Genomic DNA, 12,995 nt, shown 5'->3' with positions numbered 1-12,995 from the left:
AGTTGGGGACGTTGCATCGGCTGCTATGGGACGCTCTCATTCCACCATTGATCGGTATGATACCCGTGCTGGCGATCGCTTTTGGCAGTGGCAAGCGGGGGTTGCTGCCTTAGAAAGATTATTGGCAGTCACGCATCCCATTGAGGGCTTTTTAGTTTCCTTCCCCAGCCTCATTCTTCAAGATTGTCCCCTAAAAACCTATGTCCTCATGCCCCAAGGGCGATCGCTGCCCTACCTGCCCCCTACAGACGCCAATCCTGCTTTGCCAGCAATGACCCTTTTGCCCGCAGCGCGAGAAGGCATGAATCCCTTTTGCCTGCTTCTGAGTCCAGAGGTCAATCTTTTACTGATCTATCAAGGGGAGCGCGGACTGCACTTTTCCTTTGCCCCTGAGGAAATTCATGCTTTTTGGCAGCAATTGCGGCAGCAACTTCCCTTAGCCAATCTCCACCCCATTGATCAGTGGCTGGCCAGTGTCGAGATGGTGCCCCCCAGCTATCGTTTGGTGAGTCAGTTTGCTCAATGGCTGCTGGACTATAGTCAACCGGCGGCCACGCCCCTGACTGTGACTTCTACCCCCATGGCTGCGGATATTAGCCTGCTGCAAGCCCTTTCCCACGAGGTGCGCACTCCCCTCACCACCATCAATACCTTTATCCAATTGCTACAACGGCAAGAGAATCTACCGCAGCGCACGTACCAGTATCTGCAAAAGATTGGTCAAGAGATTCAGGATCAAATCACCCGCTTTAATCTCCTGAGTGATGCCGCCGAAATCTTCACTAGTCCTAGCCCCAAACCCCCCCTTGCGTTTGGGCAAACCCACTTGACGGAACTCTTCACGACCAACTTGGCTCGCTGGCAAAAACAGGCGGCGCGTCGTCAAGTCAAATTGGTTCTCGACTATCCGCCCAATTTACCCCTTGTTCTCAGTGATCCAGCGTCTTTGGATCAGGTCTTGACTGGGTTAGTGGAATACTATAGCCAAACCCTTGCCCCAGAGAGTGAACTGAAATTGGTGGTGCAGCGGGCAGGGCAGCACGTGAAGCTAGAATTGCGATCGCCCCAGTACAAACACCGCAGCGATCTGGCCGCCTTGGGGCACCTGCTCCTGTGGCATCCCGCAACCGGCCAACTGAGTCTCAACTTTCAGGCGGCAAAACTCTTAATAGAAGCAGTCGGCGCTAAGGTCATTCAACGGCGCGATCGCCAAGCGGGCGAAATTCTCACCCTTTATTTGCCCATTGCGGAAGACAGCGGCTGACAGCGGGGACAATAGTGACTGGAGCGTCCTGCCAAGCGCAGCCGTTCAATCGTTGTGCCACAGACGCGGCAGGCTTCCCCCTTGCGACCATAGACCCATGCTTGACCCCCATAGCGACCATTCACCCCCGCCGGAGTGACGAAGCTACGAATTGTCGTACCGCCCGCTGCAATCGCTTCCCTCAGCACTTGGCGAATCACCTGATGGAGGTGAACGATCTGCTCAATCGTTAGGGTGTAGGTGGGTAGGGCGGGGTGCAGACCACTCAAGAAAAGACTTTCATCGGCATAGATATTCCCCATGCCGGCAACAACGGTTTGATCCAAAAGTGCCGTTTTTAGCGCGCGACGATAATGCACCAACCGCTCCGCCAAGAACCAAACTGTAAAGGCCTCACTCAGGGGTTCTGGTGCCAAGCTGGCCAGTGTGGGAATCGCCGTTTCGGGGCGGCAGTGTGCAGGAATCCACCAACAGCGACCAAACGTCCGTTGATCCACAAAGCGGAGTTCCGCCCCCGTTGCGAAAAACCAGCGTACACGGGTATGGGAACAAAGGGGCACCGGATCAGTGAGCCACAGTAACTGACCACTCATGCGCAGATGAATGACGAGGTGGCTGCCGTCATCTAGGGTGGCTAAAAGATACTTGCCGCGCCGTTGCCATTGTTGCAGGGCGCGATCGCGCAGGTGATCAATAAACGCTTGCGGCTCTTCAGGAAGCGCAATAGAACGGGCTAGAAGCACCTCCACCCCCACAATGGGTTGCCCAAGGGTGACCACCTCTAGCCCACGACGTACGGTTTCAACTTCCGGTAATTCCGGCACGGTCTGAGAAACTATTTACCTTTTTTGGGCGGAGCCACTTCTTGCACTTCGTGCAGCGCAAAGTTATTGGTGTTCACACCGCTGGCACTGCCGCTGTAGCCGGTGTAATTGACTTTGTCGAAGCGCACAATCACAGGATATTTGACGCCGGGGGTTTGATCCACAGAGGCGACGGTGCCCACTTCGTTGTACCAGTAGGATTCAGGGCGGAGAATCTTGACTTTAGAACCACGTTGCACCATGAGTTATCGTCCTAAAAATTTCTCAACGGCTAGAGTTAAGCCTACTATGACTACTACGGCCTGTTACGCTCACTCCACAAAATTTCACAGAGCACCCCATCTCTGGAACCCAGCAAAGGGCGGTTATGGGTTGGTCGCGTGACGAATCTCGGTGAAAAAAAGGCTGTATACTAGCGGGGAACTCCTTTCCATCATCCTGTTATGGCTAATACTGTCGAAGTGATTAAGCTGTCTGGGGTCTTTGGTGGCCCCCAAGCTCAGGAATTTCGTCAAACCATTGGTGAGCTGGTTCAAGGGGGGACTCAAGCCCTATTGCTGGATTGTGGTGAGGTCACCTTCATTGACAGTTCTGGCTTAGGCGCTCTTGTTGTTGCCCTAAAAACCGTCCGGGCAGGTGGGGGACAGCTTTACCTATGCAATATTCCCAAGCAGATGATGATGCTCTTTGAACTCACGAGCATGGATAAGGTCTTTCACATCCTCAAAAATGAGGAAGAGTTCTTTTCATTGAATCTACCTTCCCAAGGGGCAAGTAACTAGCTTCCCCTGCTACAATAGGCGATTCAGTTATCTGGCAACCAGTTGTGACCCCACCGCACTAGCCAATTGTTCGAGCATCGTTACTGTTGTCGCAAAGTCCACGCAGGGATCGGTGATACTTTGACCATAGACCAACTGCGAGAGATCCTTGGGAATCGGTTGATTACCCGCCTTGAGATGGCTCTCGATCATCACACCCGCCAAATAACGGGAACCTTGCTGTACCTGCTGGGCAAGATTTTCACACACTAGCACTTGGCGTTGGGCATCTTTGGCAGCGTTGGCATGGCTGCAATCCACCATCAGGCGGGGGGTGAGTCCCTTACGCTCTAGGAGGGCAGCCGCCATTTCGATGTGAGCGGCAGAATAGTTAGGGCCCTCTTTGCCGCCGCGCAGTACAAGGTGAGTATCGGGATTCCCAGTGGTGGCAACAATACTGGCACGGCCTTCAGCATTAATTCCCAGAAAATGGTGTGACTGCTGTGCCGCGATCATGGCATTAATTGCGGAATCTAAGTGACCATCGGTGCCATTTTTGAAGCCTACGGGCATCGAGAGACCCGACGCCATTTGACGGTGGGTTTGGCTTTCCGTCGTACGAGCACCAATGGCGGTCCAACTCACAACGTCAGCAATGTACTGGGGAATGATTGGATCGAGCAATTCTGTAGCGGCGGGCATCCCCAAGTTGGCCAAATCCAGCAGCAGCTTCCGTGCGAGGCGTAAGCCGGTGTTGATATCATAGCTGCCATCGAGGTGCGGATCGTTGATCAGCCCTTTCCAGCCTACAGAGGTGCGGGGTTTTTCAAAATAAACCCGCATGACAATTTCAAGACTATCCCGCAGGCGATCGCGCAGCCGCGCCAACTTTTCCCCGTATTCCAAGGCTGCCTTGACATCGTGAATTGAACAAGGCCCCACAATGACCAGCAGTCGGCGATCGCGCCCCTTAAAAATGTCACGAATGCGATCGCGGGTTGTGGCCACAAGGGTGGCTTGGGATTCGGTCAGCGGTAAATCCGCCAGCAGGGTAGCAGGCGTCAACAAGGGTCGCGTCTCAACAACGTGAAGATCAAACGTTTGCGGCATGGATCAGCAATCAGCACTTTTTTCATCATACCTCTCTAGCTACGATCCGCGCGCCACAGTAGGGCGATCGCCACCACCAAGCCAATACCGTGGGGCAACCACGCTGCTGCAAGGGGGGAGAGGGTGCCAATCGTCCCCAGTGCACCGAGAAAAAACGTGAGCACGTACTGACCAAACACCACTGCCACACTAATGCCAAATCCTTGGCGCCCCCGTCGTTGGGAGGGACTGAGGCCAAACCCCACCCCCAAAAGGGCAAAGACCACCGCCAAGAAGGGTTGGGCATAGGCCTGAGCCAGATGAACCTTGAGGGCACGCACCAGTTCTGGCTCTTGATTGGGATCGAGACGTTGCAGGGCACGGCGTGCTTGGGTGATCGAGAGTTCATCCACATCTGTTGGCCGCAGTTGTTGAGATTGGGCAGGCCGCGGCAAGCGGATCTCCTGTTGATCAAATTGCAAGAGATTGCGGCTGACTCCCGTGTGGGTAATCAAATAGGCTACCCCCTGAGAGAGTAACCAGCGACTCTCACGCACATTCCACTCAGCGGATTCAGCGCTAATGACCTGAGTCACCTGTGGTTGTGAAAAGTCCAAAACCGTGATTCCCTGAATGCGGCTGCCATCAAAGCGATGCCCATAATACAGTCGCCGCACATCTCCTTGGCGATCGTACTCAGGGTAGAAAATATCGGTGCCTGAGCCGAGGGTACGCTCCTGTTGCAGTAACTCCCGCATGAGTTTTTGCGATTCATACTTGGCGATGGGTACGGCGATTTCATTGAGCGCAAGGGTCAACCCACTCACAAACAATGCAAAAACCACCACAGGGACGAGGACACGGCGCAGACAAATCCCCACACTGCGCAGCGCAATCCACTCCCCCTCCTCTGAGAGCCGACTCATCGCCCCCACAACCGCGAGCAACACGGCCATCGGAAACACCAAGACCAAGACGCTGGGCAGTTGATAGCCAATCAATTGCAGCAAAATCGTTAGGGGCAGTTGAGCATCGGCAATTTGTCGCACCAGATCAAAAATCGTGCCGACGGTCAGCGCCAAAGTGGTAAAGATTGTAACGCCAAAAACAAACCCCGGCAGCAGTAGCGAGAGAAGATACTGATCTAACTTGGGAAGGGTCGGCAACCAGATCCGCCGCAGTGCTCTGATCATGTCTAGAAGCGAAAATCCTCACCGAGGTAGTATTGCCGCACTTTGGCATCCTGGGCCAATTCCCAGCTATTCCCTGCGGCTAAAATCTGCCCTTCCCGTAAAATGTAGGCGCGGTCAATAATTTCCAGCGTTTCCCGCACATTGTGATCGGTAATGAGAATGCCCATTTGGCGATCGCGCAGCTTGGCAATCATGTCCTGGAGGTCATGCACGGCAATGGGATCCACGCCCGCAAAGGGTTCATCGAGCAGTAAAAAACTGGGGCCTTGCTTACCTGCTGCCAAGGCACGGGCTAATTCGGTGCGCCGCCGTTCTCCCCCTGAGACTCGCCGACCGAGGGTGTGGGCAATGTGGGTGAGGCGGAATTCCGTGAGTAGTTGATCCAAGCGATCGCGCCACTGCCGCCGCGGCACTCCCGTCTCCTCTAAAACCAAGAGAATATTTTCAGCAACCGTCAACTGGCGAAAGATACTCGGTTCTTGGGGCAGATAGCCAATGCCCCGCCGTGCTCGCTGATGTAAGGGAGCTTGGGTAATATCCTCATCATCCAGCCATACTCGGCCATCATCCGGTCGTTCAATCCCCGTTGCCATGTAAAAGGTTGTCGTTTTCCCTGCACCATTGGGCCCCAGCAGACCCACCACCTCTCCGCGAGCCACCGAGAGACTGACGTGATCCACCACCCAACGACTGCCATACCGTTTACATACCCCCTCTAGGCGAAGCGTGGTCGGTAGCGCAAACCGCCCATTAGGGCTGCACAGGTGTAAGAATTTGTTGGTTAGGGTCATCGGGGATCATTAAAATAGATTCGACTTGGCGGCTGGGGGCGGGCAGAGCGACAAATTTTGCTTCCTCAATAAGATATGTGATGGTGTCAGCGCGGAGACTGTTCCCCTGTTGCAAAACATACACATTCCCACTGAGGACAATGCGCCCCTCCCGGCTAAAGTATTGTGCTTGTGCCGCCGTGGCCTGAATTTGGCGGGCGGGATAACGCAGTTGCACATTGCCCCGTGCCGTGATCACGCCTGTGACGGCATTCGCCTGCTGCACATCGGCCAAAATGGTAAGTGCTTGGGAAGGCGTTTCTTGGGAGTCTGCGGGCTGCCAGAAGAGGGGAGCGATTGCTAACCCTACCCCCAGTGTACCCAGCGCCAAAAGGCGGGATGGCCATCGGGAACAAGAGTGCAACATTTCCTTAAAGTCTCCGCCACAATGTCTTTATCCTAGTGGATAAGGGAAAATTTCCGCATCATGCCCGTTTACTTCTATTGGGGGGAGGATCAATTCCGACTCGAGCAGGCCGTGAAAGACCTACGGCAACAAGTGGTCGATCCCCTGTGGGAGAGTTTTAACTTCGAAAAATTTGCTGGGGAGGATGCTGAGGCCGTTCAAGCCGCGTTGGCGCAGGTGATGACGCCGCCCTTTGGAGAAGGCGATCGCTTGGTGTGGCTAGTGAATACAACGCTAGGTCAACGCTGTAGTGCGGAACTACTCGCAGATTTAGAACTCACCTTGCCACAAATTCCCCCGAACTGTCATTTTCTTCTTACCAGTCGCCAAAAACCCGACAGCCGCAGTAAAGCCGTCAAGCTGCTGCAACAGCATGGCAAGATTCAGGAATTTAGTCCGATTGCCGCTTGGAAAACCGCTGAGATTGAACAGCAAATCCGTGAGGCGACTCAACGCTATCCAGTCCGCCTGCCCCCAGAAGGAATACAACTGCTTGCCGAAGCCGTGGGCAATGACAGTCGCCAACTCCACAATGAATTAGAAAAATTGGCCTTGTTTGCGGGCGATCGCCCCCTTACCGCTGAAGACATCACCACCCTTGTTCATGCCACCCAACAAAGTAGCCTCACCCTTGCCAGTACGCTGCTGCGGGGAGACACAGCCACTGCCCTGAGCCAACTGGAGGACTTGCTACTCCAAAATGAACCCCCCTTGCGCCTTTTGGCCACCCTGACGAAACAATTTCGCACCTGGTTGTGGGTCAAGTTGCTCAGCCATGAGCGCGACCATCAACGCATTGCCAAGCTCGCCGAAGTGGGAAATCCGAAACGGGTCTATTTCCTGCAAAAAGAAGTGAACGCTGTTGCTTTGCCGGCCCTTCAAGCCTGTTTGCAGATTCTCTTAACCACGGAGTATCAACTCAAGCTAGGGGCTGAGCCAGTGGCGACTCTACGCCAAGGGATGATTCAGCTTTCCTTGGCCTGCTCACGGCGTTCTTGGGGCGATCGCTCGGGCGGCGGTGACAATTGACTCGGCGGCAACCGCGAAGGTTTGCGACTGGGACGATTCCACGTTTGCCATGCGGCTTTTACCCCGGCAAAAACACTACGGGTGGTCACTTTCGCCTCTTGAACTTGGCGTTTTGCCGCTGCAATTCCTTGATCCACCTGCTTGACGACATTGCCTGCACTTTCTACCCCTTGGCTAATGTCGTCGGTGAGATCGCTAATCTCTAGACCTGTCAAGCGAATTGCTTCTAGGGTAGGGGGCAATTCACGCCCCAAGGTATCAAAGAGCTTTTCGGCACTGCGCGCCGCCCGTGCCAATTCCATAAACGCCGGAATCGCAGCAACCAGAACGGCTGCCAAGCATACGGCCACTAATACCAGTGACACCGCCAACCAAAAAATTGGTTCTGTCACGTTGGTTCGTCCACTGAATCCTGCGGGGGATGTGTCCCGATACTATCACGACTTCCCTAGGGACAACAGTTACGGGAGTGACGCCCAAGGCAAACGCCCACTTGAAAATTTAGGAAAGAGCCGTCACATTCATGGCCAAAACCAAGTGCAGCTAGCAAGTTTGCTACCAAAATTCGCCGCAGTGCTCCGTCTATACCGCAAAGCGGTTAGGTGGTGAGGCGGCGGGCGACCGCAGGGAGCAGTCACTCAATCTCAGCTTGTTGCTGGATATATTGAGCTAGCACCGAACATCGGGCGTGACTAATCGCTATAATGCACTCATGCTCACCCTGACGTACGAGTACAAACTCAAACTAACCCAGCAGCAGGCCAAGCAGATCGACCACGATCTAGACGTGTGTCGCCAAGTTTGGAATGATCCGCTGAGGGAACGCAAAGACTGGATTGCTTCGCGCAAATGTCCAGTCAATGCCTGCTCTGTGCGTAGCGAGTACATCATCCCAGCGGATGCCCCTTACCCCAGCTTCAACGTGCAGTGCCAACGATTGACTGAAGCAAAGCAGTTCAACCCTGATTTAGCGTCGGTTAACGCCCAAGCATTGCAGCAAGTCTTGAAGCGGCTAGACCAAGCGTTTGAGCGGCGGCATTGGTGATGAGCTTACGGGAGATGGTGCAACGAACACATTTTGCGGCTGCTTTAGAAGTCCAACAAGTTCTCAGCCCTGCTCAGCGCCAACAACCGGCGGCTATGAATCGCCAACGCTTAGTGAATTTAAGAAATTATTTTCAACAGGGAGCAACACAACCCTAGTTCCTAATCTGTTGAATATTTTGTTGAATAGGTTGATTGTTGTACTGATTGTTTAGGACTATTTGCCGTGAGCACTGAATTCCATTCCCATTCTTCTCCTTCCCTGCATTCCCATCCCCATCATCACAGTGAGGAATCGCTGCGGGCGATCGTCAATCGGCTCTCGCGCATTGAAGGGCACGTGCGTGGTATCAAAACGATGGTGCAGGATAGTCGCCCTTGCCCAGAGGTACTGATTCAAATTGCCGCAGTGCGGGGAGCGTTGGATCGGGTGGCACGGCTGATTCTCGATGAGCATTTGAATGAATGTGTGACTCGTGCCGCTCAAGAGGGACGCATTGATCAGGAACTCGCAGAACTTAAAGCTGCCCTTGATCATTTTTTGGGATAATGATTTGGGATAGTGTAAGCGATGCCAATGCCTGTGGTTATTGTCATCAATTGGGTACTGGGAATCATCCTCGCCATTTTTACCCTGATCTTTCTGGTGCGGATTGTCCTCACGTGGTACCCCCAGATTAACCTCACCCAAGGGCCATTGAAAGTGATTTACTGGCTTTCAGAGCCTGTGCTGGCACCAACTCGCCGCGTTGTGCCGCCCCTTGGGGGAGTGGATATTAGTCCCATTATCTGGGTGGGTATTGTCACGCTCCTACGGGAATTGCTCGTGGGGCAGCAGGGACTGTTGTTCATCCTGTTTCCACCGGTCTAGTGGGGACAACAACGATCCTCAGCCCGAAGCCATTTCTCAAGTGGGCGGGGGGCAAGTCGCAATTGTTGAGCCAAATGGCTCCCTATTTACCCCATCAATGTCGCTGTTATGCTGAGCCGTTTTGTGGCAGTGCAGCGCTCTACTGGTATCTCTTTGGCCAAGCCCAACAGGGGGAATTTCAGTTTCAGCAGGTGCGGTTGAGCGATCGCAACCCTGAACTAATGAACTGCTACCAAATTGTGCGCGATCGCGTGGAGGACTTAATTCAAGAACTCACGGCATATCGCCAACAGCACAGCGAAGCTTTTTACTACCACATTCGTAGCTTAGATCAGCAGCAACTTGATCCCCTCACGCGAGCAGCTCGCTTCATCTATCTGAACAAAACCTGTTTTAACGGCCTCTATCGTGTTAATCGTGCCGGGCAGTTCAACGTTCCCATGGGTCGTTATCGCAATCCCCAAATTTTTGATCCAGAGGCTCTGCGCCAAGCGAGCCTTGCTCTGCAAAAGGTGACATTGAGTGTGGCGGATTTTCAAGAGGTCTTAACTTGGGCAACGGCGGGGGATTTTATCTACTTTGATCCACCTTACTATCCTCTTTCTAAAACAGCCAGCTTCACCAGTTACACTGATCAGCCCTTTGGCGAGGCAGAACAGATTGCCCTGGCCAACGTTGTCGCTGAGTTGGCTCAACGGGGATGCTACGTCATGCTTAGCAATGCTTGGGTTGAACCCATGCTGCACCTGTATCGCTCTTGGCACTGTATTGAACTCAAGGCCAGCCGTGTGATCAACTCCAATCGCCACAAACGCGGTAAGATTAGCGAGCTGCTGGTTGTTACCTATGGCTATTTCGAAAGGGAGTGAGATATTTTCAAGAGGGATAAGCTATACTCAAAAATTCATGAATATCACTCAAGAAGCCACGGAATGTTGTGCCTGTGTTTGCCCCCGAGGTCAATCCCATGGAGCGGTTGTGGCAAAATCTGCGAGCAGCATGAGCATGGCAGTCGTTCGAGGCGCTGGAAGCCCTGCGTCAAAACCTGCAAGCTGTATTGTTACAACTGACGACGGCAGTGATTCGTTCTTTGACGGGCTGGTCATTTATTACACAGCCTTTATTAACCCTATCTTCAAATTGAATTGGTATTATAAAGCAAATATAAAAACAAAGATTAAAAACCATAATATTGAATCTCTTTATTTGATAAGATTAAAAAAATTATTAAAGTTTTTAAGCGTTAACCAATTTCTTGAATTCCAATTACTTAATAGCCTTTTTAATAACCCTGCGATTTGAAAAATGATCAAATAAAACATCAATGATCAAGAATAAAAATTTTACTGGTAATTCCCTAGGCGATTAAACTACGTTATAGTGGCAGTGCTATTTCGATATTTTCGATAGCAGTACCGCAGATAGGTTTTCAGGAGGTGTCCAATGCTCACGGAAACTCGTCCCCGTGATGTTCAAGTCGCAGAAATTGCGCCCGGGGTTTTGGTCTTGCGATCGCGCACTTGGGATCGGCTGAAGTTTGAAGTGGAGTACGGCCGTCAGCAGGGAACCACCTCCAATTCCTACCTGATCCGAGCACCCCAACCCGCCCTGCTGGATCCGCCAGGGGAATCCTTTACCCAAATTTATTTGCAGGAACTCCAGCAGCACATTGATCTGAGTCAACTGCGGTACCTGATTCTTAGTCATGTCAACTCCAACCGTCTGGCGACCGTCAAGGTTTTGCTGGAAAAAGCGCCCCAGATCATTATCGTCTGCTCTAAGGCAGGGGCAGTAACCTTGCGCTCCACCCTTGGCGAGCAATTGAATCTCTGGATTCCCCGTGCGGAAACACCCCTAGAGTTAGGGGGCGATCGCCAACTGGAGTTTATTGCTGCTGCTACGCCCCGCTGGCCCGATGGCTTGATCACCGTTGATCCTCAGAATCAAATTGTGTTTACCGATAAGCTCTTTGGTGCCCATGTCTGTGGCGATAGCCTCTACGATGAGCAGTGGAAAAAACTCGATGCGGATCGTGCCTACTACTTTGAATGTTTGCATGCGGCGCAAACCCGCCAAGTGGAAAGCATTTTGGATCGCTTGGTAGAACTGACACCGCCACCGCGCCTCTATGCCCCCGCCCACGGCCCGATCGTCAAGTTTAGCCGTAGCCGCCTCTTTCAGGACTATCGCGACTGGTGCCAAGCCCAAACGGAACAGGACACCAAGGTAGCACTTTTCTATGCCTCTGCCTATGGCAATACAGCAATTCTAGCCAACGCGATCGCCCAAGCCCTAACGGCAGCCGGTGTGCAAGTGGAGGCCATTAACTGTGAAACCACACCCCCAGCAGAAATGCAAGCCCTGATCCACAGTAGCGACGGCTTTATTATTGGCTCGCCCACCCTAGGGGGACACATGCCGACACAGGTGCAGACCGCTTTGGGGTTTATTTTGGCGGAGGGCAGCCAAACCAAGCTGGCGGGGGTCTTTGGCTCCTACGGCTGGAGTGGTGAGGCCATTGATGACATTGAACAAAAGTTGCTTGATGCTGGTTATACCCTTGGCTTTGAAACGCTGCGGGTGAAGTTTACCCCCACGGCGAGCGATCTTGAAAAATGCCAAATTGCCGCCAACGAGTTTGCCCAAGCCCTGAAGAAACTGCGCAAGAGTCGCACCGTCCGCCCCCCCAGTCTCGTCGAGGCACAGGTGGATCGCACCGAGCAGGCAGTGAATCGGGTCGTGGGTTCCCTGTGTGTTCTGACCACCCTACCGGAAGGGTGTTTTCACCTCACCCAAGCGGCAGCGATTTTGGTGTCGTCGGTCTCCCAAGCCTCGTTTAATCCCCCCGGTATCACAGTGTCCTTGCCGCAGGAATGGGCAGAAAGCCTCTGCTTGGTGGGCGATCGCTTTGTCTTGAATATTCTCAAGGAAGGCAGTCCCCTCGTTCGCCAATTTCAGCAGGCACAACGCCTTGGTGAGCAACAATTAGCCACCCTTGGCCTCAAAAGCGCTGAGAGTGGTGCCCCGATTTTGCTCGATGCCCTTGCCTATTTGGAATGTACGGTAGAGTCCCGCATGAACTGTGGCAACCACTCGCTGATCTATGCCGTGGTCGAGAGTGGTGAATTGCTGCAAACCAGTGGCTTAACGGCCATCCAACATCGCAAAACCAGTGGTTAGTCCCGAGATCTAAAAGGCAGTTTCCGCCGTCAACTCAGCCGCTTGTTGCTGTGCTAGCTCCTCGGGATGGGTGAGCAGGTAGAGCATTGGCAGATCTTCTTCGCGAATATGGCGCACGACTAGAGCACCAATCGCCTCAATCGTCTCTGGTGTCAGCTTTTCGGGATGACCCTGCACCTGCTCAAGCACCCCACTCAAATCCCGTAGCAGATTTTGGTGAGCCGCACGGTGGGAGAGATAGAGGGGATGGTTGGCAGCAGCCATCAGAGTTTCTTCGTGCTGGAAGTGGCGTTCTGTTTCGCTGGCGCACTCTAGTAATTGCGGCTTCACTTGCGAAAAGGTTGCTCCCTCAGCGATCGCCGAGCGTAACTGCTGTAACATCGCCAGCAGTGCCTGATGTTCCTGATCGATTTCCGCCAAGCCAGAGACAAACTCCGCTTGCCATGCCAGCCCATCCATCAATTAACCCTCCAGACTGCCACAGGGAAAAGACATTTTGACATA

17 protein-coding genes and 1 pseudogene are annotated in these 12,995 nt (G+C 53.2%); 10 read left to right on the top strand and 8 right to left on the bottom strand.

Annotated features, from left to right (window positions below):
* The first annotated feature begins 25 nt into the window (after positions 1-25).
* Positions 26-1,264 (top strand): sensor histidine kinase KdpD, encoded by a 1,239-nt coding sequence (locus RHH53_RS02740; protein ID WP_302678781.1) that lies wholly within the window; start codon positions 26-28, stop codon positions 1,262-1,264.
* On the opposite strand, the gene RHH53_RS02735 is transcribed toward RHH53_RS02740, so the two are convergent.
* Positions 1,234-2,088, bottom strand: coding sequence for a DNA-formamidopyrimidine glycosylase (locus tag RHH53_RS02735; protein ID WP_206200959.1), 855 nt, complete (start codon positions 2,086-2,088; stop codon positions 1,234-1,236). The genes RHH53_RS02740 and RHH53_RS02735 overlap by 31 nt on opposite strands.
* Positions 2,089-2,099: 11 nt before the next feature.
* On the bottom strand, positions 2,100-2,330 hold the full coding sequence (locus RHH53_RS02730) for a photosystem I reaction center subunit IV (protein WP_011057407.1): 231 nt from the start codon (positions 2,328-2,330) through the stop codon (positions 2,100-2,102).
* A 201-nt stretch (positions 2,331-2,531) separates the two neighbouring features.
* Between RHH53_RS02730 and RHH53_RS02725 the strand changes: the two genes are divergently transcribed.
* On the top strand, positions 2,532-2,870 hold the full coding sequence (locus RHH53_RS02725) for an STAS domain-containing protein (RefSeq protein WP_206200958.1): 339 nt from the start codon (positions 2,532-2,534) through the stop codon (positions 2,868-2,870).
* A 27-nt stretch (positions 2,871-2,897) separates the two neighbouring features.
* Here the strand turns inward: RHH53_RS02725 and RHH53_RS02720 are convergent, their stop codons facing one another.
* From RHH53_RS02720 to RHH53_RS02705, 4 genes are read right to left on the bottom strand one after another with little or no spacing between them, the layout of a single operon-like run.
* Positions 2,898-3,959 (bottom strand): 3-deoxy-7-phosphoheptulonate synthase, encoded by a 1,062-nt coding sequence (locus tag RHH53_RS02720; protein ID WP_206200957.1) that lies wholly within the window; start codon positions 3,957-3,959, stop codon positions 2,898-2,900.
* 35 nt (positions 3,960-3,994) lie between these two features.
* Complete coding sequence (locus RHH53_RS02715) at positions 3,995-5,131, bottom strand: LptF/LptG family permease (protein ID WP_206200956.1); 1,137 nt, start codon at positions 5,129-5,131, stop codon at positions 3,995-3,997.
* Positions 5,132-5,133: 2 nt separating this feature from the next.
* Positions 5,134-5,922, bottom strand: a complete 789-nt coding sequence (gene lptB, locus RHH53_RS02710; protein WP_302677272.1) for an LPS export ABC transporter ATP-binding protein — start codon at positions 5,920-5,922, stop codon at positions 5,134-5,136.
* Positions 5,882-6,328, bottom strand: coding sequence for an LptA/OstA family protein (locus tag RHH53_RS02705; RefSeq protein WP_302677271.1), 447 nt, complete (start codon positions 6,326-6,328; stop codon positions 5,882-5,884). Before RHH53_RS02705 ends, lptB begins: the two co-directional genes overlap by 41 nt.
* 60 nt (positions 6,329-6,388) lie before the next feature.
* Here RHH53_RS02705 and holA point away from each other — a divergent pair, with 60 nt between their 5' ends.
* Positions 6,389-7,396, top strand: a complete 1,008-nt coding sequence (gene holA / locus RHH53_RS02700; RefSeq protein WP_302678780.1) for a DNA polymerase III subunit delta — start codon at positions 6,389-6,391, stop codon at positions 7,394-7,396.
* Here holA and RHH53_RS02695 read toward each other — a convergent pair.
* Complete coding sequence (locus RHH53_RS02695) at positions 7,333-7,788, bottom strand: hypothetical protein (RefSeq protein ID WP_206200953.1); 456 nt, start codon at positions 7,786-7,788, stop codon at positions 7,333-7,335. The genes holA and RHH53_RS02695 overlap by 64 nt on opposite strands.
* 320 nt (positions 7,789-8,108) lie before the next feature.
* Between RHH53_RS02695 and RHH53_RS02690 the strand changes: the two are divergent.
* From RHH53_RS02690 to RHH53_RS02660, 7 genes and pseudogenes are all read left to right on the top strand, one after another.
* A pseudogene (locus RHH53_RS02690) lies at positions 8,109-8,426 on the top strand (helix-turn-helix domain-containing protein); the annotation flags it as partial.
* Between the two features lie 14 nt (positions 8,427-8,440).
* Entirely contained in the window at positions 8,441-8,599 is a 159-nt protein-coding gene (locus RHH53_RS02685; RefSeq protein ID WP_310744060.1) for a hypothetical protein, read from the top strand.
* A gap of 67 nt (positions 8,600-8,666) precedes the next feature.
* Positions 8,667-8,990, top strand: a complete 324-nt coding sequence (locus tag RHH53_RS02680) for a metal-sensing transcriptional repressor (RefSeq protein WP_310744059.1) — start codon at positions 8,667-8,669, stop codon at positions 8,988-8,990.
* A 27-nt stretch (positions 8,991-9,017) separates the two neighbouring features.
* Positions 9,018-9,311, top strand: a complete 294-nt coding sequence (locus RHH53_RS02675; RefSeq protein ID WP_315863358.1) for a YggT family protein — start codon at positions 9,018-9,020, stop codon at positions 9,309-9,311.
* Positions 9,311-10,180 (top strand): DNA adenine methylase, encoded by an 870-nt coding sequence (locus tag RHH53_RS02670; RefSeq protein ID WP_310437981.1) that lies wholly within the window; start codon positions 9,311-9,313, stop codon positions 10,178-10,180. Before RHH53_RS02675 ends, RHH53_RS02670 begins: the two co-directional genes overlap by 1 nt.
* Positions 10,158-10,613 carry a hypothetical protein gene (locus RHH53_RS02665; protein WP_310744057.1) on the top strand — a complete coding sequence of 152 codons (456 nt, stop codon included), beginning with the start codon at positions 10,158-10,160 and terminating at the stop codon, positions 10,611-10,613. The genes RHH53_RS02670 and RHH53_RS02665 overlap by 23 nt, the downstream gene beginning before the upstream one ends.
* Positions 10,614-10,754: 141 nt before the next feature.
* The gene (locus tag RHH53_RS02660) at positions 10,755-12,491 is read left to right on the top strand and encodes a diflavin flavoprotein (protein WP_310743335.1); all 1,737 of its coding nucleotides are present in this window, start codon (positions 10,755-10,757) and stop codon (positions 12,489-12,491) included.
* A gap of 9 nt (positions 12,492-12,500) precedes the next feature.
* Here the strand turns inward: RHH53_RS02660 and RHH53_RS02655 are convergent, their stop codons facing one another.
* Positions 12,501-12,950 (bottom strand): hemerythrin family protein, encoded by a 450-nt coding sequence (locus RHH53_RS02655; protein ID WP_206200947.1) that lies wholly within the window; start codon positions 12,948-12,950, stop codon positions 12,501-12,503.
* Between the last annotated feature and the right edge of the window lie 45 nt (positions 12,951-12,995).

It is taken from the genome of Thermosynechococcus sp. PKX82 (genome assembly GCF_031583255.1).
GTDB lineage: Bacteria > Cyanobacteriota > Cyanobacteriia > Thermosynechococcales > Thermosynechococcaceae > Thermosynechococcus.
The sequence above is the reverse complement of the archived record's forward strand: the minus strand, read 5'-3'. Positions and strand labels throughout refer to the sequence as shown.

Bases quoted from the DNA above. Each gene is read 5' to 3' on its own strand.
- RHH53_RS02740 (WP_302678781.1), top strand. From the start codon at position 26: ATGGGACGCTCTCATTCCACCATTGATCGGTATGATACCCGTGCTGGC.
- RHH53_RS02730 (WP_011057407.1), bottom strand. From the start codon at position 2,330: ATGGTGCAACGTGGTTCTAAAGTCAAGATTCTCCGCCCTGAATCCTAC.
- RHH53_RS02725 (WP_206200958.1), top strand. From the start codon at position 2,532: ATGGCTAATACTGTCGAAGTGATTAAGCTGTCTGGGGTCTTTGGTGGC.
- RHH53_RS02720 (WP_206200957.1), bottom strand. From the start codon at position 3,959: ATGCCGCAAACGTTTGATCTTCACGTTGTTGAGACGCGACCCTTGTTG.
- RHH53_RS02715 (WP_206200956.1), bottom strand. From the start codon at position 5,131: ATGATCAGAGCACTGCGGCGGATCTGGTTGCCGACCCTTCCCAAGTTA.
- lptB (WP_302677272.1), bottom strand. From the start codon at position 5,922: ATGACCCTAACCAACAAATTCTTACACCTGTGCAGCCCTAATGGGCGG.
- RHH53_RS02705 (WP_302677271.1), bottom strand. From the start codon at position 6,328: ATGTTGCACTCTTGTTCCCGATGGCCATCCCGCCTTTTGGCGCTGGGT.
- holA (WP_302678780.1), top strand. From the start codon at position 6,389: ATGCCCGTTTACTTCTATTGGGGGGAGGATCAATTCCGACTCGAGCAG.
- RHH53_RS02685 (WP_310744060.1), top strand. From the start codon at position 8,441: ATGAGCTTACGGGAGATGGTGCAACGAACACATTTTGCGGCTGCTTTA.
- RHH53_RS02675 (WP_315863358.1), top strand. From the start codon at position 9,018: ATGCCTGTGGTTATTGTCATCAATTGGGTACTGGGAATCATCCTCGCC.
- RHH53_RS02665 (WP_310744057.1), top strand. From the start codon at position 10,158: ATGGCTATTTCGAAAGGGAGTGAGATATTTTCAAGAGGGATAAGCTAT.
- RHH53_RS02660 (WP_310743335.1), top strand. From the start codon at position 10,755: ATGCTCACGGAAACTCGTCCCCGTGATGTTCAAGTCGCAGAAATTGCG.
- RHH53_RS02655 (WP_206200947.1), bottom strand. From the start codon at position 12,950: ATGGATGGGCTGGCATGGCAAGCGGAGTTTGTCTCTGGCTTGGCGGAA.